The 22,123-nt window shown below is 71.5% G+C and carries 23 protein-coding genes; 3 read left to right on the top strand and 20 right to left on the bottom strand.

Going from position 1 to position 22,123, the window contains the following annotated elements; translation table 11 throughout:
• Window positions 1-442: 442 nt before the first annotated feature.
• The 13 genes from ABD52_RS26245 to glyA form a co-directional block, all read right to left on the bottom strand.
• Window positions 443-898, bottom strand: coding sequence for a DUF2550 domain-containing protein (locus ABD52_RS26245; RefSeq protein WP_013288250.1), 456 nt, complete (start codon window positions 896-898; stop codon window positions 443-445).
• A gap of 12 nt (window positions 899-910) precedes the next feature.
• Entirely contained in the window at window positions 911-1,189 is a 279-nt protein-coding gene (locus ABD52_RS26240; RefSeq protein WP_047893558.1) for a F0F1 ATP synthase subunit epsilon, read from the bottom strand.
• Window positions 1,190-1,298: 109 nt separating this feature from the next.
• Window positions 1,299-2,444, bottom strand: a complete 1,146-nt coding sequence (locus ABD52_RS26235) for an LCP family protein (protein WP_041799109.1) — start codon at window positions 2,442-2,444, stop codon at window positions 1,299-1,301.
• A 214-nt stretch (window positions 2,445-2,658) separates the two neighbouring features.
• The gene (gene atpD, locus ABD52_RS26230) at window positions 2,659-4,104 is read right to left on the bottom strand and encodes a F0F1 ATP synthase subunit beta (RefSeq protein WP_013288253.1); all 1,446 of its coding nucleotides are present in this window, start codon (window positions 4,102-4,104) and stop codon (window positions 2,659-2,661) included.
• A complete protein-coding gene (locus tag ABD52_RS26225; RefSeq protein WP_013288254.1) occupies window positions 4,104-5,033 on the bottom strand; it encodes a F0F1 ATP synthase subunit gamma in 930 nt (309 codons plus the stop codon). Before ABD52_RS26225 ends, atpD begins: the two co-directional genes overlap by 1 nt.
• 4 nt (window positions 5,034-5,037) lie before the next feature.
• Window positions 5,038-6,690 carry a F0F1 ATP synthase subunit alpha gene (gene atpA / locus ABD52_RS26220; protein ID WP_013288255.1) on the bottom strand — a complete coding sequence of 551 codons (1,653 nt, stop codon included), beginning with the start codon at window positions 6,688-6,690 and terminating at the stop codon, window positions 5,038-5,040.
• An 85-nt stretch (window positions 6,691-6,775) separates the two neighbouring features.
• Complete coding sequence (locus ABD52_RS26215; RefSeq protein WP_047893557.1) at window positions 6,776-7,597, bottom strand: F0F1 ATP synthase subunit delta; 822 nt, start codon at window positions 7,595-7,597, stop codon at window positions 6,776-6,778.
• Entirely contained in the window at window positions 7,597-8,136 is a 540-nt protein-coding gene (locus ABD52_RS26210) for a F0F1 ATP synthase subunit B (RefSeq protein WP_013288257.1), read from the bottom strand. Before ABD52_RS26210 ends, ABD52_RS26215 begins: the two co-directional genes overlap by 1 nt.
• Before the next feature lie 27 nt (window positions 8,137-8,163).
• On the bottom strand, window positions 8,164-8,397 hold the full coding sequence (locus ABD52_RS26205) for an ATP synthase F0 subunit C (RefSeq protein ID WP_013288258.1): 234 nt from the start codon (window positions 8,395-8,397) through the stop codon (window positions 8,164-8,166).
• Between the two features lie 70 nt (window positions 8,398-8,467).
• Window positions 8,468-9,265: a F0F1 ATP synthase subunit A gene (gene atpB / locus ABD52_RS26200; RefSeq protein ID WP_013288259.1), complete on the bottom strand. Its 798-nt coding sequence runs from the start codon at window positions 9,263-9,265 to the stop codon at window positions 8,468-8,470.
• A gap of 11 nt (window positions 9,266-9,276) precedes the next feature.
• Window positions 9,277-9,513 carry an AtpZ/AtpI family protein gene (locus ABD52_RS26195; protein ID WP_013288260.1) on the bottom strand — a complete coding sequence of 79 codons (237 nt, stop codon included), beginning with the start codon at window positions 9,511-9,513 and terminating at the stop codon, window positions 9,277-9,279.
• Between the two features lie 174 nt (window positions 9,514-9,687).
• On the bottom strand, window positions 9,688-10,119 hold the full coding sequence (locus ABD52_RS26190) for a hypothetical protein (protein WP_013288261.1): 432 nt from the start codon (window positions 10,117-10,119) through the stop codon (window positions 9,688-9,690).
• A complete protein-coding gene (glyA, locus tag ABD52_RS26185) occupies window positions 10,112-11,401 on the bottom strand; it encodes a serine hydroxymethyltransferase (RefSeq protein WP_030271779.1) in 1,290 nt (429 codons plus the stop codon). Before glyA ends, ABD52_RS26190 begins: the two co-directional genes overlap by 8 nt.
• A gap of 35 nt (window positions 11,402-11,436) precedes the next feature.
• Here glyA and ABD52_RS26180 point away from each other — a divergent pair, with 35 nt between their 5' ends.
• Window positions 11,437-12,903 (top strand): SDR family oxidoreductase, encoded by a 1,467-nt coding sequence (locus ABD52_RS26180; RefSeq protein ID WP_013475359.1) that lies wholly within the window; start codon window positions 11,437-11,439, stop codon window positions 12,901-12,903.
• Here the strand turns inward: ABD52_RS26180 and ABD52_RS26175 are convergent.
• Complete coding sequence (locus tag ABD52_RS26175) at window positions 12,900-13,682, bottom strand: glucose 1-dehydrogenase (protein ID WP_047893559.1); 783 nt, start codon at window positions 13,680-13,682, stop codon at window positions 12,900-12,902. The genes ABD52_RS26180 and ABD52_RS26175 overlap by 4 nt on opposite strands.
• 121 nt (window positions 13,683-13,803) lie before the next feature.
• On the opposite strand from ABD52_RS26175, the gene ABD52_RS26170 reads away from it, so the two are divergent.
• A complete protein-coding gene (locus tag ABD52_RS26170; RefSeq protein WP_047893556.1) occupies window positions 13,804-14,430 on the top strand; it encodes a TetR/AcrR family transcriptional regulator in 627 nt (208 codons plus the stop codon).
• Between the two features lie 10 nt (window positions 14,431-14,440).
• On the opposite strand, the gene ABD52_RS26165 is transcribed toward ABD52_RS26170, so the two are convergent.
• The 4 genes from ABD52_RS26165 to prmC all read right to left on the bottom strand — a co-directional run bounded on the left by ABD52_RS26165 (window position 14,441) and on the right by prmC (window position 18,865).
• A complete protein-coding gene (locus ABD52_RS26165) occupies window positions 14,441-16,549 on the bottom strand; it encodes a transglycosylase domain-containing protein (RefSeq protein WP_047893555.1) in 2,109 nt (702 codons plus the stop codon).
• A 112-nt stretch (window positions 16,550-16,661) separates the two neighbouring features.
• Window positions 16,662-17,273, bottom strand: coding sequence for a phosphotyrosine protein phosphatase (locus ABD52_RS26160; protein ID WP_047893554.1), 612 nt, complete (start codon window positions 17,271-17,273; stop codon window positions 16,662-16,664).
• Window positions 17,274-17,918: an L-threonylcarbamoyladenylate synthase gene (locus ABD52_RS26155; protein WP_047893553.1), complete on the bottom strand. Its 645-nt coding sequence runs from the start codon at window positions 17,916-17,918 to the stop codon at window positions 17,274-17,276.
• Window positions 17,918-18,865 carry a peptide chain release factor N(5)-glutamine methyltransferase gene (prmC, locus tag ABD52_RS26150; RefSeq protein WP_200905238.1) on the bottom strand — a complete coding sequence of 316 codons (948 nt, stop codon included), beginning with the start codon at window positions 18,863-18,865 and terminating at the stop codon, window positions 17,918-17,920. The genes ABD52_RS26155 and prmC overlap by 1 nt, the downstream gene beginning before the upstream one ends.
• Before the next feature lie 73 nt (window positions 18,866-18,938).
• Between prmC and ABD52_RS26145 the strand changes: the two genes are divergently transcribed.
• Complete coding sequence (locus ABD52_RS26145; protein WP_013288270.1) at window positions 18,939-20,492, top strand: GGDEF domain-containing protein; 1,554 nt, start codon at window positions 18,939-18,941, stop codon at window positions 20,490-20,492.
• Window positions 20,493-20,560: 68 nt separating this feature from the next.
• Here the strand turns inward: ABD52_RS26145 and prfA are convergent, their stop codons facing one another.
• Entirely contained in the window at window positions 20,561-21,649 is a 1,089-nt protein-coding gene (prfA, locus tag ABD52_RS26140; RefSeq protein ID WP_013288271.1) for a peptide chain release factor 1, read from the bottom strand.
• 91 nt (window positions 21,650-21,740) lie between these two features.
• The gene (rpmE, locus tag ABD52_RS26135; RefSeq protein ID WP_013288272.1) at window positions 21,741-21,965 is read right to left on the bottom strand and encodes a 50S ribosomal protein L31; all 225 of its coding nucleotides are present in this window, start codon (window positions 21,963-21,965) and stop codon (window positions 21,741-21,743) included.
• Window positions 21,966-22,123: the final 158 nt, after the last annotated feature.

Below are 22,123 nucleotides of genomic sequence, written 5' to 3'. Positions count from 1 at the left end.
CCACCACCCCCGAACCAGACACACCCGCCCAGGTCAGCACGGATCGCACCACACGCACCCGCCCCCGCGCCGTCGATCATGAAGTTGACGCCGACAAACCGGACACCAAACACCGCCAACTTCATGATCGACCCGAGCCAGGCAGGGCTGGCCCGGGGCGGGGCTGGCTGGGTGCGGAGCGCGACGCCAATCGGGTCGCCCGCACGACCACCTGCGCGATCTTGCAGTTCGAGCCCTCTGGGCGTCTCATTTGCGAGGTTTGCCGGGCACCAAAGTGCAAGATCGCGGGAGGCGCCGGGAAGGGTGCGGCGATCTTGGAGTTGTGGTGCCTCACTAATGGCGCGAACCGGGCATTTCCTGGCGCCACAACTCCAAGATCGGCGTCAGCGGCGGCGACCCGGCACGACCCCCGTGACCCGTTGACGGGGTGTTGGGGTGAGGGTCAGGCGGCGGGCCAGTCCTGGGAGGCCAGACGCGGCGAGGCCGCCCCGGGTGGGGCGGCCTCGAGCCAGGACAGGAATCCGGTGACCGTGGATCGCGCCATGGCGATCTCGATCGGCGCGTGGTGGCTGGTACAGCGCAGGATCACCCACTCGGCGGGCATCGACATGCGCTCCTGCCCCTCGGGCAGCCGGCGACGCTCGACCGCCAGCCCCTTGCGGGAGAGCACCCGCTTGGGGCGCAGCGCGAAGCTGAACATGCGGTACCAGCGGAGTTCGTCGCCCACGAAGCGACCGAACCCGGGTGACCAGCCACGACCGTCGAGGATCGTGTTGACCCGGACGCTCAGCCGGATGATGCCACCGCTACGCGTGAACAGGGCCCGCCGGATGAAGAGGATCAGAAGCGCGACGACGACGATCGCGACGCCGATTCCGATCCCTTCGACGATCTCCATCGGCGGGTCGGCTCAGCGGGCCGGGGTGGCGGGGGTTGCGCTCTCGGCGAGGACTGTGACGCCCTCACCGGTCACCGACAGGAAGCCGCCGGCCACGTCGTACGCGACCTGCTGGCCACCGGCCTGCTTGATGCGTACCTGGCTGGGTTCGGCGAGCTGGCCGAGCAGCGGTGCGTGCCCAGGCAGCACACCGAGCTCACCCTCGGTCGTCCGGGCGACGACCATCTCGGCCTCGCCGGTCCAGACCTTCTCCTCGACGGCTACGAGCTCGACGTGAAGCTGCTGTGCCACGCTGTCTCCTTGCTGCGGCGGCGGATTGCCGAAAGTCTAGTCGCGACCCCGCAGCCCACCCAACGCGGGTGGTGAGAGCCGGACCACCACGGTCCCGCACCCGCTCAGGCTACTTGGTCTTCTGCTTGAAGTCGGGGTGCTCCAGCAGGAATGCGTCGAGCTGTTCGGTACGCAGGGCGGTGAAGAAGTCCTCCGCCGGTTCGAGCAGTTGCTCACCCCGGTAGTTGCTGCCGGTACCGATCGGGCCGCCCGGCAGCTTGATCGTCTCGATCGCCTCGGGCCGGATGTCCTTCAGGGCCAGCCCGAAGTCGACCACGCTGTTGCCGCGGCCGTTGAACACCAGCGACTTCCCGGCGGCGCGCAGCACCCGGTCCAGCTTGACCGGGTTGGCCACCACGTCGGCGCTGAACGCCTGGCTCACCATCGCCTTGACGAACTGCTGCTGGTGCCGCTGCCGGCCGTAGTCGGCGTCCGGCACGCCGTTCTTCGGGTAGCGCTGCCGGACGTAGTCCAGCGCCTGCCATCCCTTGAGGTGGGCGTTGCCCTTCTTGTACACGGCCTGCGGCCCGAGGTAGCCACCACCGCCGGGCTTGAGCTGGCGCGGCGTGCCGTCCGGCTGGAGGTGCTCCGAGCGCACCTCCCGCTCGATGTACATGTCGACGCCGCCCATGGCGTCGACGATCTTCTTGAACCCGCTGAAGTTGATGATCGCACCGGCGTCGAAGCGCTTGATGCCGGTGACCTCCTGCACGGTGTTGGCGAGCAGCTCGAAGCCCTGCGGGGTGCTGGGGTTCTGCCCCGGCACGTTGCTGCCGTGCGACATGGCCGCGTTGAGCCGGTCGTTGGCGCCCGAGTAGTCGGCCTTGGGGAACTCCGGGATGTCCACCCGCAGGTCACGCGGCAGCGAGAAGAGGTAGCCGCGGTCCATGGTGGCGGGCACGTGCAGGACCATGATCGAGTCGGCGAGCGGGCGGGCGGTCGCGGTCCGGGGGTCCACGCCGACGAGCAGGATGTTGAGCGGGCCCTTGATGTCGCTCTTCTTCTCGTTGGCGCCGGCGGCCTGGTCACCGAAGAGGTCGGCCTTGCCCACCGATCCCTCGTAGCGGGCGACGAGGGCGCGCGAGCCGATCAGCACGGAGCCGCTGAGCACCACCATGACGATGCCCAGGATCGTGCAGACGCGGGCCCACCGGGGCACGCCGCGCCACATGGACCGCTTCCCGCGATCCGCGCCGCCCTTACCGCCCACGAGCATCTCCAATCGTCGCGCCCACGGGTAGGAAGACGGGCGCGGGGGTCCGTTTGGTTGCAGAGATCAACGGCCGAATGTGAAGTCGTGTCAGGAACGGTACCGCGCGATCCGGCGAACTGCTTGCCGGAGAACCGGGCATCTGGTAGTGCAGTGCCCGGAAAAGGCGAAGGCCGCCCCGGCTTTCGCCGGGACGGCCCTCGTGGGTGTGAGCGGGCTCTCAGCCCTCCTCGCCCATCAGCTCCTTGGCCTTGGCCCGCAGGTCGTCCAGGCCGCCGCACATGAAGAACGCCTGCTCCGGGAAGTGGTCGAACTCCCCCTCGCTGATCCGGCGGAAGGCGTCGATGGTCTCGGCGATCGGGACCGTCGAGCCGGGCACGCCGGTGAACTGCTCCGCCGCGTACGTGTTCTGCGAGAGGAACCGCTCGATCCGGCGGGCGCGGCCGACGGTGAGCTTGTCCTCCTCGGAGAGCTCCTCGATACCGAGGATGGCGATGATGTCCTGCAGGTCCTTGTAGCGCTGCAGGATCCGCTTCACCTCGGTGGCGACGGCGAAGTGCTCCTCGCCGACGAACTCCGGGGCGAGGATCCGGGACGAGGACGCCAGCGGGTCCACGGCCGGGTAGATGCCCTTGTCGGAGATCGACCGCTCCAGGTTGGTGGTCGCGTCGAGGTGGGCGAACGTGGTGGCCGGCGCCGGGTCGGTGTAGTCGTCGGCGGGCACGTAGATCGCCTGCATCGAGGTGATGGCCTGGCCCCGGACGGAGGTGATCCGCTCCTGGAGCTCGCCCATCTCGTCGGCCAGGGTCGGCTGGTAACCCACGGCGCTCGGCATGCGGCCGAGCAGCGTGGATACCTCGGAACCGGCCTGGGTGAAGCGGAAGATGTTGTCGATGAAGAGCAGCACCTCCTGCTTCTTCACGTCACGGAAGTACTCCGCCATGGTCAGCGCGGACAGCGCGACCCGCAGGCGGGTGCCCGGCGGCTCGTCCATCTGGCCGTAGACCAGCGCGGTCTTGTCGATGACGCCCGACTCGGTCATCTCGGCGATGAGGTCGTTGCCCTCGCGGGTGCGCTCACCCACGCCGGCGAAGACCGAGGTACCACCGAAGTTGCGGGCAACACGGGTGATCATCTCCTGGATGAGCACCGTCTTGCCCACGCCCGCGCCGCCGAACAGGCCGATCTTGCCGCCCTTGACGTACGGGGCGAGCAGGTCGATGACCTTGATGCCGGTCTCCAGCATCTCGGTCTTCGGCTCCAGGTCGGCGAAGGCCGGGGCCTTGCGGTGGATGCCCCACCGGTCGTCGGCCTGGATGGTCTCGCCCTCGGTGAGGTTGAGGCACTCGCCGATCGCGTTGAACACGTGGCCCTTGACCGCGTCGCCCACCGGCACGCTGATCGGCGCGCCGGTGTCGCGCACCTCGGTGCCGCGGACCAGGCCGTCGGTCGGCTGCATCGAGATGGCGCGGATCAGGTTGTCACCCAGGTGCTGGGCGACCTCCAGGGTCAGCGTCTTCTCACCGCCGGAGAGGGTCACGTCGACGTGCAGGGCGTTGAACAGCCCCGGCATGGCGTCGCGCGGGAACTCGGCGTCGACGACCGGGCCGATGACCCGGACCACGCGACCCGTGGCCGTCTTGGTCTCAACTGCGGATACAGTCATCACACTTCACTTCCCGACGCGGCCAGCGCGTTCGCGCCGCCGACGATCTCACTGATCTCCTGGGTGATGCCGGCCTGACGAGCCGAGTTCATCTCACGCGTGTACTTCTCGATCATCTCTTCGGCGTTGTCGGTGGCGCTCTTCATCGCCCGCCGACGGGCGGCCGACTCACTGGCCGCCGACTCCAGCAACGCCGCGAAGATCCGCGTGTTGATGTACTTCGGCAGCAGGGCGTCGAGCAGCGACTCCGGCTCCGGCTCGAACTCGTACGCCGGCAGCAGGCCCTCGGACCGGGGCCGGTCCTCGACCTGCATCGGACCGACGATCCGGGTCACCGGGTTCTGCGTCATCAGGGACTTGAACTCGGTGTAGACGATGTGCAGCTCGTCCACGCCGAGGATCCCGTCGGCGCCGGCCTCGTTGTCGGTGTCGTCCGCGCCGGCGGTGAACGCCTTGATCAGCGTCTCACCGACCTCGCGGGCGTCCTCGAACGACGGCTGCTCGGAGAAACCCGTCCAGCTCGCGGCGATCTGCCGGTTGCGGAACCGGTAGAACGCCACGCCCTTGCGGCCGATGACGTAGAGCACGGGCTCCTTGCCGTCGGCACGCAGGCGGGCGATCAGCGACTCGGCGGTCCGGATCGCGTTCGAGCTGTAGCCACCGGCCAGGCCCCGGTCGGCGGTGACCAGCAGGACGCCCGCCCGCCGCACCCGCTCGCGCGGGGTGAGCAGCGGGTGGTCGATCCGCGCGTTCGAGGCCAGCGCCGTCAGCACGCCGGTGATCGCCTCGGCGTACGGCAGCGAGGCCGCCACCTTGGCCTGGGCCTTGGCGATGCGGCTCGTCGCGACGAGCTCCATCGCCTTGGTGATCTTCTTCATCCCCTTGGCGGAACGGATCCGCTGCCGGAGAACGCGTACCTGGGCGGCCATCGGATCAGCTCTCGGCCGGGCGGTCGGTGGTGCCGTCGCGGAAGCGGGTCACCGTCTCGCGGGTCTCCTCGCCCTCCAGCGGCTTGGCCGGCGCGTCGTTGACCCGGACCTCGTCCTCCTTGCCCAGGAAGACCTGCTTGAACTCGCTGATCGCGGAGTCGAGCGAGGAGATGATCTCGTCGTCCCACTTGTTGTCGGCGATTCCGGCCAGGACGCCCTCGTGCTTGTGGCGGAGGTACTGGAGGAACTCGGACTCGAAGCGGCGGACCTCGCCGACCGGGACGTCGTCCAGCTTGCCCTCGGTGCCGGCCCAGACGGAGACGACCTGCTCCTGCACCGGGTACGGCGAGTAGTTCGGCTGCTTGAGCAGCTCGACCAGGCGGGAACCCCGGTCCAGCTGGGCGCGGGAGGCCCGGTCCAGGTCGGAGGCGAAGGCGGCGAACGCCTCCAGCTCGCGGTACTGGGCCAGGTTCAGCCGCAGCGAGCCGGCGACCTTCTTCATCGGCTTCACCTGCGCGGCGCCACCGACCCGGGAGACCGAGGTGCCGACGTTGATGGCCGGCCGGACGCCCTGGTTGAACAGGTCGGTCTCGAGGAAGATCTGGCCGTCGGTGATGGAGATGACGTTGGTCGGGATGAACGCCGAGATGTCGTTCGCCTTGGTCTCGATGATCGGCAGACCGGTCATCGAGCCGCCGCCCAGCTCGTCGGAGAGCTTGGCGCAGCGCTCCAGCAGACGCGAGTGCAGGTAGAAGACGTCACCCGGGTAGGCCTCGCGGCCCGGCGGGCGGCGCAGCAGCAGCGACACGGCGCGGTACGCCTCGGCCTGCTTGCTCAGGTCGTCGAAGACGATCAGGACGTGCTTGCCGCCGTACATCCAGTGCTGCCCGATGGACGAGCCGGTGTAGGGGGCGAGGTACTTGAAGCCGGCCGGGTCGGAGGCCGGGGAGGCGACGATGGTGGTGTACTCCATCGCGCCCGCCTCCTCCAGCGTCCCCTTGATGGAGGCGATGGTGGAGGCCTTCTGGCCGATCGCGACGTAGATGCAGCGGACCTGCTTCTTCGGGTCGCCGGAGCGCCAGTTCTCGCGCTGGTTGAGGATGGTGTCCAGGGCGACAGTGGTCTTGCCGGTCTTGCGGTCACCGATGATCAGCTGGCGCTGGCCACGGCCGATCGGGGTCATCGCGTCGACGGCCTTGATGCCCGTCTGCAGCGGCTCGTCGACCGACTTGCGGGACATCACGTTCGGGGCCTGGAGCTCCAGCTCGCGGAAGCCCTCGTTGGCGATGTCGCCGAGGCCGTCGATCGGCTCGCCGAGCGCGTTCACCACGCGGCCGAGGAACGCGTCGCCGACGGGCACGGAGAGCACCCGGCCGGTGCGCTTGACGCGCTGACCCTCTTCGATCCCGCCGAAGTCACCGAGGACGACGACACCGATCTCCCGGACGTCGAGGTTCAGCGCCACGCCGAGCGTGCCGTCCTCGAACTCCAGGAGCTCGTTGGTCATGGTCGAGGGGAGACCCTCGACGTGGGCGATGCCGTCACCGGCGTCGGCGACGGTGCCGACCTCCTCGCGGGAGACGTCGGCCGTGTAGGAGGAGACGTAGCGCTCCAGGGCGCCGCGGATCTCCTCCGTCGAGATGGTCAGCTCGGCCATCCTCTGCTTCCTTAAGTATCAGGGGCCCGGGATACCTAGTACCGACCGGTCCGATGGCGTCGAATCAGGGCTGCTAAGACGCTGGTCAGCGCTTCGCGAGCGCGTTGCGGGTCTCGTTGAGGCGGCGCAGGACGGTCCCGTCGTACAGGTCGGATCCGACCCGCACGCGCACTCCGCCGAGCACGTCGGGGTCGACCGTCTGCTTGACGGAGACCTCCCGACCGTACATCTGGGAGAGGCGGGCGCCGAGGCGTCGCTCCTCCTCGTCGTTCAGCGGAGCCGCCACGGTCACGTACGCGACCTGACGGTCCCGCCGGTCGGCGGCCAGCTCGACCAGCCGGGTGAGCGCACCGGTGAAGGAGCGTCCCCCGAAGCCGGCGAGCGCGGCCTCGACGAGGCGGACGGTGACCGGCCGGGCCTTGCCGGCCAGCAGCTGCTGGGCCAGTTCGGCCCGCCGCTGCACCGGGGCCATCGGGTCGGAGAGCGCGTTGGACAGCTCGCCGGAACCGGAGACGACCTTCCCGAAGCGGAACAGCTCGTCCTCGACCTCGCCCAGATCGCCGGCCGAGTCGGCGCTCGCGAGGAGCGCCTCCACGCCGATCCGCTCGACGCCGTCGAGCAGCTCCGACGGGGCCGACCAGCGACCGGAGACCAGCGTGGTGAGCAGGTCGAGCGCGTCCGCGCCGACCTTCCCGCCCAGGATCCCGGTGAGCAGAGCCGCGCGGTCCTCACCCGAGCGCGCCGGGTCGGCCAGCGCCCGGCGCAGCCGCGGCTCGCGCCGCAGCAGGTCGGCGACGGAGAGGATGTCGTCGGCGGTGGAGGCCACCGCCGACGGCTCCGCGCCGCGGGCGTACGCGTCGAGGCGCTCGGCCCCGGCGGAGTACGACTCCCGGCTGGCGGCCTGCATCAGCGGGCCCCCGTGCTCTCGAGACCGCTCAGGAACCGGTCGACGGTGCCCTTGCGACGCGCCTCGTCGGCCAGCGACTCACCGACGATCTTGCTGGCCAGGTCCACCGCGATGGTGCCGACCTCGGTGCGCAGCTCGCGCACGATGGTGGCCCGCTCCGCGGCGAGCTGCTCCTTGCCGGCGGCGATGATCCGGTCGGACTCCTCGCGCGCCTTGGCGAGGATGTCCTGGCGGATGCCCTCGGCGTCGGCCCGGGCGTCGTCCCGGATCTTGGCGGCGTCGGTACGCGCCTCCGCGAGCTGGGCCCGGTACTGCTCGAGCAGCTGGTTCGCCTCGGCCTGCGCGGCCTCGGCGCGCTTGATGCCGCCCTCGATCGCGTCGACCCGGGCCTGGAACGTCTGCTCCATGCGCGGGAAGACGAACTTCATCAGCACGAAGCAGAGCACGATGAAGGCGATCCCACCGACCACGATCTCCTGCCAGACAGGGATGATCGGGTTGTGGGTCGTCTCACCACCCTCAGCGGCGAGGAAGTACATCGGAAACCTCCCGGTCTCAGGGCCGAATTAGAGGTTGCCCTGCCAGATGAAGCCGAAGGCGATACCCAGCAGCGCGAGGGCCTCGATGACGGCGAAGCCGATCCAGACGTACGGCAGGGTCATCCGGGACGACTCCGGCTGGCGGGCGGTCGACTGGATGTAGGCCGAGAAGACCAGGCCCACGCCGATGCCCGGGCCGATGGCCGCGAGACCGTAGCCGATGGCGGCGGTGCTGCCCTCTACCGCGGCGTAGATGTCCATTGGTTGGTTCCTCCTGGTTATCACGCGTGACGGTCACGCGGGACGACAACGGTTGGTGCGAAAGATCGGATCAGTGCTCGTCGGCGAGGGCGCCCTGCACGTAGCTGGCGGTCAGCACCGTGAAGACGTACGCCTGCAGACAGATCACCAGGAACTCGAGGAAGGTCAGCGCCACAGTCATCGTCCACGACAGCACCGAGACCGGTGCCAGCCAGGCGTTGGCGCTGATCATGGCGAACCCGCCGAGCGTGAAGACCAGCAGGAGCATGTGGCCGGCGAACATGTTCGCGAAGAGACGGACGGCCAGCGAGAACGGCCGGACGATGAAGGTCGAGAACAGCTCGATCGGGATCAGCAGCGGCAGGATGAACCAGGGCGCCGGCGGGACCAGAGCGTTCTTGAAGTACTTCACGAAGCCGTGGTGCCGGATGCCGACGTAGTTGAACATCACGTAGCTGATCACGGCGAGGAAGGCCGGGAAGGCGATGTGCGAGTTCGGCGAGATCTGGAAGAACGGCACGATCGCGAAGAAGTTCGTCAGCAGGATGAAGCAGAAGAGCGTGGTGAAGTACGGCGCGAACCGCACTCCCGCGTGACCGATCATGTCCACGGCGATGTTGTTGCGCACGAAGCCGTAGATCGACTCGGCCAGCCACTGCTTCTTGGTGGGGACCAGCTGCGGCTTCCGGTACGTGGCCAGGAAGAAGATGATCAGCACGCCGACGGCGATCCACACCATCGCCGTGATCTTGGTGAACCAGTACGAGTTCTCCGCACCCCAGGGCAGGATGCTGGGCAGGTAGAAGTCCCCCACGCTCGGTGGGAATTCCGCCTGGCCCTGAGCCAGGACGTTCGCCTGTCCGAACACCGCGTCCCTTCCTAAGTAGGCGTGCCAAGTCGGCGGACGACCAGGATGATCCCCCCGGCCATGCCGAGCACGACCCCGATACCGGTGGCGATGCCGCCGGTATCGAGCCAACGGTCGACCAGCCAGCCGATGAAACCCCAGACGAGCATGCCCCCGATGAGGTATGAGAGCGCGGTCCAACCCTGACCGGCACCGGACGGAACGTCGCCCGAGCCGCCAGTGTTGGGGGGTTTCTGGTCACCGGCCATGACGGGGCGAACGATATCAGTCGAGCAGAAGAGGTTGTGCCTCACCCCCCGCACAACCTGGTTGTGTGGGACACGGGCGGGCGAAGTCGTCTGGAGGAACGGTACTCCTCCCCCGCCACTGAGAGAATGACCGATCGCGGACAGAACCACGCGTCGCCCGAAGGGTGGGACGGCTCAGCGCAGCATCCGTCGGGCATGGACGGTCGTGAGCCACCAGACGTGCACGCCGGTCCAGACCACCACGCCCGCGGCGATGCCGAAACAGAACGGGATCAGTCCCGGCCAGCCGGTCGAGGCCACCAGCACCATCACCCCGCCGAGCGCGGTGATCTTGGCGACGTAGAGGCCCAGCCCGAACGGCAGCACGAGCTGCGGATCCTTCGAGTCCGCCCAGGCAAGCACCACTGTGGTGAGCGTGTAGCTCGCAGCCGTGACGGCCACCCCGGCCGCCGCGCCGAGCGCGCCGTCCGCGCCGCGCCACACCCCGCCGACCACCGCGGCGACAGCGGCCAGCACCGCCACCGCGGCCAGCAGCACCGGCAGATGGCGCAGTCGCCAGCCGCGGTCCGCCGTCGCCTCCGCCGCGCGCGTCCCGGGCTCAGCCACGGGGGTACGCCGGGAACTCGGTGACCAGCTCGGTCACGTCGGCGGCGATCCGGGTCAGCTCGTCGCCGCCCCCGGGGGACTCCGGATCGGTCCGCACCGCCCGACCGATCAACGTGGCGATCCGGCGCATCTCCCCTTCCCGCATGCCCTGGGTGGTGACGCTCGGCGAGCCCACCCGGATGCCGGAGGCCACCGCCGGCGGCTGCGGGTCGTACGGGACGGCGTTCTTGTTCAGCGTGATGCCGGCGGCGTCGCAGCGGGCCTCGGCCTGGGCGCCGGTCACACCGGTCTCGCGCAGGTCGAGCAGGGCCAGGTGGGTGTCGGTGCCGCCGGAGACCGCCGGCAGTCCCTCCGCGGCCAGCCCGTCGGCGAGCGCGCGGGCGTTGGTGACCACCTGGGCGGCGTACGTGCGGAACTCGGGCTGCGCGGCCTCGCGCAGCGCGACCGCCTTGGCGGCGACGGCGTGCATCAGCGGGCCGCCCTGGGTGAACGGGAAGACCGCCTTGTCGATCCGGGCCGCCAGCGGCTCCCGGCAGAGGATCATGCCGCCGCGCGGGCCGCGCAGCACCTTGTGGGTGGTCGCGGTGACCACGTCGGCGTACGGCACGGGCGACGGGATCGCGCCGCCGGCCACCAGGCCGATGAAGTGCGCGGCGTCCACCATCAGGTACGCGTCGACCTCGTCGGCGATCTCCCGGAAGCGGGCGAAGTCGATCAGCCGCGGGTACGCCGTCGCGCCGCAGATGATCATCTTCGGCCGGTGCGCGCGGGCCAGGTCGCGTACCTCGTCGTAGTCGATCGTCCCGGTGTCCCGCCGGACGGTGTAGCCGACCGGGTGGAACCACTTGCCGGAGAAGTTCACCCGGCTGCCGTGGGTCAGGTGCCCGCCGTGCGGCAGGTCCATCGCCAGCACCGTGTCACCCGGCTGCACCAGGGCGGCGTACGCGGCCAGGTTGGCGCTCGCCCCGGAGTGCGGCTGGACGTTCGCGTGCTCGGCGCCGAACAGCTCCTTCGCCCGGGAGATCGCCAGTTCCTCGGCCCGGTCCACCTCGGCGCAGCCGCCGTAGTAGCGCCGCCCCGGGTAGCCCTCGGCGTACTTGTTGGTGAGCGTGGAGCCCAGCGCGGCCAGCACCGCGGGCGAGGTGAGGTTCTCGCTGGCGATCAGTTGCAGGCCGCCGCGCAGCCGGTCCAGCTCACCCAGCACCACCTCGGCGATCTCCGGGTCGACGGTACTGAGCTGCTGAAAGTCCGGCCCCCAGAAGGTGTCCCTCGCGTTCTCCACAGCGAAGGAGTCTACGGAGCCGCACACTGGATGCCGTGAGATGCCTCGTCACCGGTGCGACCGGCTACATCGGCGGACGCCTCGCGCCCCGGCTGCTGGCCGAGGGGCACACCGTACGCTGCCTGGCCCGCACCGCCGGACGGCTGCGGGACGTGCCGTGGGCGGCCGAGGCGGAGGTCGTCGAGGGCGACCTCCGCCGGCCGGAGACGCTGCCGGCCGTGTTCGCAGGCGTGGAGGTGGCGTACTACCTGGTCCACTCGCTGGGCCAGCGTGGTTTCGAGGCGGCCGACCGGGAGGCGGCGACGAACTTCGCCGAGGCGGCGCGCGCCGCGGGCGTACGCCGGATCGTGTATCTCGGCGGGCCGGAGCCGGCGGAGCGCGACGGCCTGCCCTCGGCGCACCTGCGCTCCCGGGCGGAGGTCGCGCGGATCCTGCTGGACAGCGGCGTGCCCACTGCGGTGCTGCGCGCCGCCGTGATCATCGGATCCGGTTCGGCCTCGTTCGAGATGCTGCGCCACCTGACCGAGCGGCTCCCGGCGATGGTCACCCCGCGCTGGGTGCGCAACCGGATCCAGCCGATCGCGGTCCGGGACGTGCTGCGCTACCTGGCCGGCTGCGCGCACCTGCCGGCCGACGTCAACCGGGCCTTCGACATCGGCGGCCCGGACGTGCTGACGTTCTCCGAGATGATGCAGCGGTACGCCCGGGTGGCCGGGCTGCGGCGCCGGGTCATCCTGCCGGTACGCCCGCTCACCCCGTCGCTCTCCTCGCACTGGGTCGGCCTGATCACGCCGGTGCCGAACGCGATCGCCCGGCCACTCGTGGAGAGCCTGGTGCACGAGGCGGTGGCGCACGAGCACGACATCGCCCGGTACGTGCCGGACCCGCCGGACGGGCTGATCGGCTTCGACCAGGCGGTCGCGCTGGCGCTGACCAAGGTGCGCGACGCGGAGGTGGAGACGCGCTGGTCGAACGCGAGCGGACCGGACGCGCCCGCCGAGCCGCTGCCGTCGGATCCGCACTGGTCCGGCGGCACCGCGTACACCGATCTGCGGGAGCGGACGGTGGACGCGCCACCGGCGGCGTTGTGGCGGGTCATCGAGGGCGTCGGCGGCGAGAACGGCTGGTACTCGTTCCCGCTCGCCTGGTCGGTGCGCGGCTGGATGGACCGCCTGATCGGCGGCGTCGGGCTGCGCCGGGGACGGCGCGACCCGCACCGGCTCCAGGTCGGCGAGGCGCTGGACTTCTGGCGGGTCGAGGAGATCGTCCCGGGTGAGCTGCTGCGGCTGCGCGCCGAGATGCGACTGCCCGGCCGCGCCTGGCTGGAGATGCGCGCCGAGCCGGACGGGGACGGCCGCAGCAGGTACGTGCAGCGGGCCGTGTTCCTCCCGCGCGGCCTGCCCGGCCACCTCTACTGGGCCTCGGTGGCCCCCTTCCACGCCGTCGTCTTCGGCGGCATGGCCCGCAACATCGCCCGGGGCGCCGAACACCCCGCCGGTTAGGACGGAGAGCCGTTCTTCAGTGCGGGGCCGAGGAGCAGCCCTCCGTCGATGACGTACTCGGTGCCGGTGATGAAGGCCGCGTCCGGCGACGTGAGGAACAACAGCAGCGCGGTGATGTCGGCGGGCTGCCCGAGTCGCGGGACGGCGAACGGCTCGGGCGAGTAGAAGTCGGCGATCGGGGCGTCGCTGCCGGCCGCCGGCTCGGTGATGAACGGGGTGGCGACCACGCCGGGGTGGATCGCGTTGACGCGGATGTTGTCGCGGCCCAGTTCGAGGGCGGCGGTCCGGGTGAGCCCTCGTACCGCCCACTTGCCGGCGACGTAGGGCGCGTAGAGGGCGGTACCGCCGAGGCCCGTGGTGGAGCCGATGTTGACGATCGTTCCTCCCCCCGCGCGCCGCAGCGCCGGGGCGGCTGCCCTGATGCCGAGGAACGTGCCGGTGAGGTTGACGTCGAGGATGCGGGCCCACGTGGCCAGGTCGGTGGACTCGATGACGGCCGGCGGGTTCTGCACCCCGGCGTTGTTGACGAGGATCGTGAGCGCACCGAACGCCTTCTCGGTCTCCGCGACGGCGGCGGCCCACGACTCCTCCCGGGTGACGTCCAGGCGGACGGAGAGGGCCCGGTGTCCCAGCTCGGCGGCGAGGCCGGCGCCACGGTCGGCGTCGATGCCACCGATGACGACGTTGGCGCCTTCGGCGTGCAGGGCGCGGACGTGGCTGGCCCCCTGCCCGCCGCTGCCTCCGGTGACGAGAACTGTCTGATCGGCGAAACGGGACATCGGGTCCTCCGGTACGTACGGGACGACCACCCGGGACGGGTGGTGAGTCGAGCGACTCACCACCCGAAGCTACGCCCCAGCAGATGGTGAGTCAACCCACTCACCTCGCTATGATGGGCGCATGACCCCAGCGCCGTCGGCCTATCACCAGCGCGTGGCGGAGGAGAAGCGCGCGCTGATCCTGCAGGCCGCCACCGAGCTCTTCCTGGAGTCGGGCTACGACCGGGCGTCACTGGCGCGTATTGCCGAGAGCGCCGGCGTGTCGAAGGCGACGCTGTTCAAGCAGTTCCCGACGAAGGCGGCACTGTTCGATGCCATCGTCATCGACTCGTGGGCCCGCAACGACGTCGCCGACGTGCCGCCCGCCGGTGACCTGACGGCCGGCCTCACGGCTCTCGGGCGGCACTACGCGACGCTGTTGAGCCGGCCGGAGATGACCGATCTGTTCCGCATCGTGATCGCCGAACTGCCACGCTTTCCCGAACTGGCCCGAGCGCACTTCTCCCAGGGCAAACTGCCGTACTTCGAGTCCGTCCGGACCTACCTCGTGGCCGAGCACGAGGCGGGAGCCGCGGACGTCGACGACCCGGAGATGGCCGCTACGCAGTTCCTCGGGATGATCTCCAATTACCTGTTCTGGCCGCGCCTGGTCCTCCCGGACTGGACGGTTACCCCTGACCGCACGACAGCGGTGGTGGACGAAGCCGTCCGGACCACTGTCGCGCGGTACGGCAGGTCGACGAGCTGACGGAAGTCTCTCAGTTACCGGTGCGCGGGCTGGTGTGCTGGAAGGCCACCGCCTGGCCGGGCGGGACGAAGTCGCGTACCGGCTCGTCGCGCAGCGACCACGCGAGGATGCGGCCCACGGCGGCGATCTGCCGCTTCTGCACGCCGCCGCCGACCGCGTCCCGGGGGTCGTCCGGGTTCGCGGCGATCGTCGCCACCGACAGCTGCGGGGTGAACGCGACGACCGTCTCGGTGGCGTTCCGCTCCGAGCTGCCGGTCTTGCCCGCCACCGGCCGGCGCAGACCAGGGGCCAGTTCCTCGGCGGTGCCGCCGTCGCAGCGCCGGTACATCGACTGGTCGCCGACCGGGCAGCGACTGGCGTCGGCCGCCGCGCGGGCCACCTCGGTGTCGAGCACCTGCCGGCAGTCGGTGTTCCCGGCCGGCACCGTCCGGCCGCCCGGATCGGTGATCGAGGTGACCGGCGTGGGCCGGCACCAGGTGCCCTCGGCGGCCACCGCGGCGTACGCGCCGGCCAGGTCCAGCGGCGTGGTGGCGGAGACGCCGAGCGTGAACGGCCCCCAGCTCTTGGCGCCCTCGCGGGCCATCCGGGCGTCCGCCGGGGCACGGAAGACGATGCCCAGCCGCTGGGCCATCTCGACCACCCGGTCCGCGCCGACGCGCTCGGTCAGCCACGCGAAGTACGTGTTCACCGACCGGCCGAACGCGTCCCACATGTCCCGGTCGCCGTCCATCCAGTAGGTGTTGGCGTTCGCCGGGCACCACCGGCCGCCGCAGCTCGCCGGGCCGGCGCCGACCGGGTACTGCGTCACGTAGACGCGCGGCGCGTCGAACTCGGTGTCCAGCGGCAGCCCGGACTCCAGCGCGGCCAGCAGGGCGAACAGCTTGAACGTGGAGCCCGCCTGATAGCCGGTGATGCCGCCACCACCGGCCACCAGCTGGTTGACCGTGTTCGGGTAGTTCTGCTGCCCGTCCGGGTTGGCGGTCGTGCCGTAGGTGCGGTTCACCGCCATGGCCAGCACCCGGCCGGTGCCCGGCTGCACCACGGCGGTCGGCGCCGCCCGCGCGATCGTCTCCGGGTAGATCTCCCGCACCTGCTCGCTCGCCTTGGCCTGCACGTCCGGGTCGAGCGAGGACACGATCTTCCAACCACCGCGGCGCAGCGTCCGCTGCCGCTCGTCGACGTTCTCGCCGAACGCCGGCTGGGCGTTCCACCACTGGGTGAACCAGTCGCAGAAGAAGCCCCAGTCGTTGTGGTCGGCGGGCACCGCGGCGCAGTCGTTCGGTGTGGTGTTGGGCTTGAGGGCCAGCTCCGTTGCCTTCGCCGCCTCGGCGTCGGCCGCGCTGACCCGGCCGGTCTCCACCATCCGGTCCAGCACGTACGCCCGCCGCTGCCGGGCCGCGTCGGCGTCGCCGTTGATCGGATCGTCGGCCGGGGACCGGACCAGCCCGGCGAGCAGCGCGGCCTGGGCCAGCGTGAGCCGCTCCGGGGTGGTGGAGAAGTAGCGCTTGCTGGCGGCGGCGATGCCGTACGCCCCGGCGCCGAAGTACGCGATGTTCAGGTAGCGCCCGAGGATCTCGTCCTTGCCGATCTGCCGTTCCAGCGTCAGCGCGTACCGCATCTCGCGGATCTTGCGCCCGACGGTGATCTCGGTGGCGGCGGCGCGCTGCTCCTCGGTCAGCCGGGGGTCACCGGCCAGCGCGTTGCGCACGTACTGCATGGTCAGCGTGGAGGCGCCCTGACGGGTGCCCTCGCGGCGGTTGGCCGTGAACGCCCGTGCCACGCCGCGCACGTCGACGCCGTGGTGCTCGTAGAAGCGCACGTCCTCGGCGGCCACGATCGCCTCGCGCATCACCGGCGCCACCTCGCCGACCGGCACGTCCACCCGGTCCTCGACGTAGAACGAGGTGATGAGCGTCCGTCCGTCGTTGGCGTACAGGTTGGAGCGCTGCGCCGGCTGCGGCGTCTTGAGCGCCTCCGGCAGCACCGTGTACGGCATCAGGTTCTTCACGCCCAGCCCGAAGACCAGCGCGGCCGGCAGCGCGGCGGCGGCCAGGGCCAGTCCGGCGAGCACGCCGGCGAGCACAACGGTGAACAGCTTGTCGAGATAGGCCCGGTTCATCAGCTCTCCCCGCAGGAGCCGGCCGTACGGACCCGTTCAGAATGACCGGATTGCTCGCTTTCGCCGACACCTTCCGCGAAATGCGCAGGAAGTTCGCGAGGAAGGATGAATCTCAGGGCAGCAGCGCGGCAGCCAGCGGCTGCACCGTCTCCTCGATCTCGTCCGCGACCCGGCTGAAGCACTGGTCGCCCCGGCCCCACGGGTCGTCCAGATCGTCGGTGGGCAGCGCGGAGGCGTTCTGCCGGGCCGCGTCGGCGGCCGCCACCAACGCGACACCGCGCGCGAACACGGCGTCCGGCGTCGGCTCGGCCGGCGGCAGGGCGGACCGGTCCAGCCCGCCGAGCAGGCGGCCGAACTCACCGAGGACGAACGTGCGCGCGGCGGCGTCCGGCCGCAGCGCCACCACGTACTCCTGCTGGTCGGCGGTGGCGGTGAGCACCAGGTCGGCGGCGTCGATCAGGTCGGAGCGCAGCCGCCGGGCGGCGAACCCCTCGGTGTCGCCGCCGCGCGAGAGCACCTGGCGGGCGGCGGGCGGGTTCATCTCCTCGCCCGCGTGCCAGCCGCCGGTGCCGGCGCTGTGGCTGTGCACGAGCGCGTCCGACCCGGCCGGGTCGACGTCGAGGCGGGCCAGCCGCTCCCGGACCGCGAGCAGCAGCAACCGCTCGGCCATCGGCGACCGGCAGATGTTGCCCATGCAGACGTGCAGGACGGTGAAGGGCGGCACTCAGACCCCCCGCTCGTCGAGGATGTCCGGCACGACCTCCCGCAGCTTCGCCAGCGTCACCGCGCCCTCGCGCAGCACCCGCGGCACGTCGCCGGTCAGGTCGACGATGGTGCTCGGCACCGGGTCCACCGCCGGCCCGGCCTCCAGGTACGCCCGGACGCCGTAGCCGAGCTGGTCGCGCGCCTCCTCGGCGGTGAGCGCGGCGGGCTGGCCGATCTTGTTGGCCGACGCGACGGCCATCGGGCCGGTCTCCCGCAGCACCTCCAGCGCCACCGGGTGCAGCGGCATCCGCACCGCCACCGTGCCGCTGTTGTCGCCCAGGTCCCAGGCCAGGCTCGGCGAGTGCTCCACCACGATGGTCAGCGCACCGGGCCAGAACGCCTCGACCAGGTCGCGGGCCGCGCCGGGCAGCGAGAAGACCAGGCCGTCGAGCGTGTGCCGGGAACCGATGAGCACCGGGGGCGCCTGCCGGGCGCCACCCTTGGTGTCCGCCAGGGCCTTCACCGCGTACGGGGTGAAGGCGTCCGCCCCGATGCCGTAGACCGTGTCGGTCGGCAGGACGACGAGTTCCCCGTTCTTGACCGCCTCGACGGCAGCGGCGATGCCGCGGTCCCGGTCGGCGGGCGACCGACAGTCGTAGAGCATCACGAGGAGTCAGTCTGCCACGCCGGGGCCGGGTCGGCGTGGGTGCCGTCCGCCCGCCGGGACGCGCTCGCAAAGCGGGGCCGCCCGGCCAGGTCCCGGTGCTCCTCCACCCGGTCGTAGCGGCCGTCGCCGCGCAGCAGCGCCGGCACCGCCGCCGCGTGCGTGTCGTCGTGCTCGATGCCGATCGCGCCGCCCGGACGCAGCAGCACGGCGGCCCGGCCGACCACCGGCCGGATCACGTCCAGCCCGTCCGCGCCGCCGAACACCGCCTCGTCCGGGTCGTGCCCGGCCACCTCCGGCGGCACCGGCGCCGACCTCGGCACGTACGGCGGGTTGCAGAGCAGCACGTCGACCCGTCCGGCCAGGTCGGCCAGCAGGTCCGGATCGGTCACGTCGGCGGCCACCACCTCGATCGGCCGGTCCCCGGCGGCGGCCCGGCCGGCCGCGTTGCGCCGCAGCCACGCCAGCGCGGCCGGGGACCGCTCCACCGCCACCACCCGGGCCGCTGGCACCTCCTGCGCGACCGCGAGGGCGATCGCGCCGGAACCGCTGCACAGGTCGACCACGAGCGGCGCCGCGTACTCCCGGGCACGCTCGATCCCCCAGCCGGCCAGCAGTTCGGTCTCCGGCCGGGGCACGAACACGCCCGGCCCGACGGCCAGCTCCAGGTGCCGGAAACCGGCCGAGCCGAGCAGATGCTGCAACGGCTCGCGCGTCACCCGCCGCCCGACGAGGGCGTCCAGGCGGTCGCGCTGCGCCGGGGTGAAGCCGTCGGCGAGCGCCAGCCGGCCACGTGGCACCTCCAGGACGTACGCGGCGAGCTGCTCGGCCTCGGCGCGGGGCGCCTCGACGCCGGCCGCCGCGAGCGCGCGCGCCACCCGGGTGATCACCAGCGAGGGGCGTTCGCGTTCTGTCCCTTCGGACGGGTGTTGCGGGAGTGCGGTCACGCAATAATCATGAGGCGTCGCGGCCCACCTCACGAGCGGGTGCGTCCGGGCGCACACCGCAGGGAGGTCGCGAGTGGGCTGGCTCGACCAGGTCGAGGACCAGGTTGACGCTCTCCGCCGCGCTCGGTCACTGCAGGAGGCCAGCCGGTCCGCGGAGGCGTGCGCCCTGCTCGACCGCGTCATCCGCACCACCGACGACCCGTACGCCCGCGCGGACGCGCTGGTGCAACGCCTGTCCGCGCTGATCAATCTCGGCCGCACCGCCGAGTTCACCCGCGCCGTCGAGGACGCCTCCGCCGCCGTACGCGACCTGACCGAGCCCTACCTGCACGGGCACCTCAACGCGCTGGCCGCGCTCGCCGCACACCACCAGGGCGCGCTGGACCGATGCGTGATGCACCTGGTCCGGGCCGCCCGCGCGCTCAGCGCCGACGACACGCCCGACCGGGACACCGCCTGGGGCTGGCACGACCTGGCGATGGCGTACTCGTACCTGAGCTTCCACGGCCACGCGCTCGGCGCGATCGAGCGGGCCCGGGAGGTCGGGCTCAGCGTCGGCATCCCCGAGGAGACGTTCGCCGCCCCCGGGATCCGGCTGCGCAACGCGGTCGCGCTCGACCACAACGGCGACAGCGACGGCTGCCTGCGGGTGCTGCGCGACGTCGCCGGTGACCTCGCCCGGTTCCTGCGCGGCGGGGGTGCCGGCAACCTGCGCCCGAGCAGCCTGGCCGCGTACGGCTACGCCGCCGCCCGGCGGGCGGCGCTCGGCGACCGGGTGGAGTCCGCCGGGGACGCCGACCCGAACCGGCTGCTCGGCCACGGCGGTGACAGTGCCCGCGCCCGCGACCTGCGCCAGCTCGGTCAGGTCTGCCTCGCGGTGGCCGCCGGCCGCCCGATCGAGGCGGTCACCCGCCTGGACTCGCTGCGGGTATCCGACGAGACGCTCGGCGCGGCCGAGGCACCCCGGCTGCGCAGCGTGGCGCTGGCCCGGGCCGGTGACCATGCGGGCGCGCACCGGGCCGACCGGCACGCGTTCCGGCTGGCGGCGCGGCGCAGCGACCGGCTGCGGGACGTCTACATCGACGGCATCGCCGCCCGGATCGACCACGAGGAGATGCGCCGCGAGGCGGCCCGGTACGAGGGCGAGGCGCTCACCGACCCGCTCACCGGCCTGCCCAACCGGCGCCGGCTGGAGCGCTACCTGGGCGCCGTGGTGTCCCGGGGCGAGCGGGTGGTGATCGGCGTCTGCGACCTCGACGGGTTCAAGGCGGTGAACACCCGGCACGGCCACCACTCCGGGGACCTGGTTCTGCAACGGGTCGCCGGGGTGATCAACCGGGTGATGCGGCGGGGCGACTTCGTGGCGCGCTACGGCGGCGACGAGTTCGTCGTGGTGCTGCCCGACACCGGCATGCCGGAGGCGGTCGAGGTGGCCCGCCGGATCGAGGCGGCCGTCCGCACCGAGGACTGGGAGTCCCTGGTCCCGGGCACGCCGGTCGGGGTGACGATCGGCTTCGCCGAGGTCGACGGCAGCACCACCGTGAGCGTCCGGGAGGCGCTGGGCGCCGCGTTCGAGCTGGCCGACCGGGAGATGCTGCGCGCCAAGGCGCGGTTGCGGGCGAGCTGAGCGGCAAGGAGGGGGCCCTTGTTAACGCCTCCGGTAGAGGAGGGGCCCCCGCTTAACACCCCCGGCGGTCAGCGGCGGGACAGCTCGGTCTCGCCGGCCAGCCGGGCCGCACGGTCCGCCTCGGCCAGCGCGTCGAGCACCCCGTCCAGTTCGCCGGCCAGCGCCAGGTCCAGGTTGTACGCGGTGTAGCCGATGCGGTGGTCGGTGATCCGGTTCTGCGGGAAGTTGTAGGTGCGGATCCGCTCGGACCGGTCCACGGTCCGGACCTGCGCCTTGCGGGCGTCCGACGCCGCCGCGTCCGCCTGCTCCTGGGCGGCGGCCAGCAGCCGGGCGCGCAGGATGCGCATGGCCTGCTCCCGGTTCTGCAACTGCGACTTCTCGTTCTGGCAGGAGACCACGATGCCGGTCGGCACGTGGGTGATCCGTACCGCCGAGTCGGTGGTGTTCACCGACTGCCCACCGGGGCCGGACGAGCGGAACACGTCGATGCGCAGCTCGTTCGGGTCGATGGTGACGTCCACGTCCTCCGCCTCGGGCAGCACCAGCACGCCGGCGGCGCTGGTGTGGATCCGCCCCTGCGACTCGGTGACCGGGACGCGCTGCACCCGGTGCACGCCGCCCTCCCACTTGAGCCGGGACCAGACGCCGTTGCCGCCCTCCGGGACGCCCTTGCTCTTGATCGCCAGGGAGACGTCCTTGACGCCGCCGAGGTCGGAGTCCTGCGCGTCGATCACCTCGGTGACCCAGCCGTGCCGCTCGGCATACCGGGTGTACATCCGCAGCAGGTCACCGGCGAACAGCGCGGACTCCTCGCCACCCTCGCCGGCCTTGATCTCGACGATCACGTCCTTGGCGTCGTGCGGGTCGCGCGGGATGAGCAGTTCCGCGAGCCGTTCCTCAAGGGCCGGCAGGGAGGCGGCGATGGTGTCCGCCTCGACGGCGAACGTCGCGTCCTCGGCGGCCAGTTCCCGGGCGGCGGCCAGGTCGGCGCGGGCCTGCTCCAGCTCACCGGCCGCCTTGTGCAGCGGGACCAGTTCGGCGTACCGACGGCCGACCCGCCGGGCGGTGCCCTGGTCGGCGTGGATGGCCGGGTCGGCCAGCCGCCGCTCCAGCTCGGCGTACTCGTCGAGGAGGGCGGCCAGGCGCTCACTGCTCATGCTGCGGATGCTCCTTGGGGGAGATGAAACCGGCGCAAACGGACGAACGCCCGTGCCCGGCAGGAGCCGGACACGGGCGTCGTCGACGGAGCTACTTGGCCTTCTTGGCCTGAACCTTGGCGTACTTCTGCTGGAACTTCGCGACCCGGCCGGCGGTGTCCAGCACGCGCTGCTTACCGGTGTAGAACGGGTGGCAGGCGCTGCAGGTCTCGACGCTGATGGCGCCGCCCTTGGCGGTGCTGCGGGTCGTGAACGTGTTGCCGCAGGAGCAGCGGACCTCGGTGGTCACGTACTCCGGGTGGATGTTGGGCTTCATGTCGCCTCGGTCCTTTCGTCGGTGGTCGCCGGGTCGCCGTCGGTGCGCCCCGTCGTCACGACGGGCTCGGGCGTGAACCGGAACCGGTGGCCGATTGACCAGTCTGCCACGGGCATCTTCCACCCGGCACAGGAGGTCCGCCACCCCCAACGCCGGCC

The organism is Micromonospora sp. RV43 (assembly GCF_001029515.1).
Taxonomy (GTDB): Bacteria; Actinomycetota; Actinomycetes; order Mycobacteriales; family Micromonosporaceae; genus Micromonospora; species Micromonospora aurantiaca.
The sequence above is the reverse complement of the archived record's forward strand: the minus strand, read 5'-3'. Positions and strand labels throughout refer to the sequence as shown.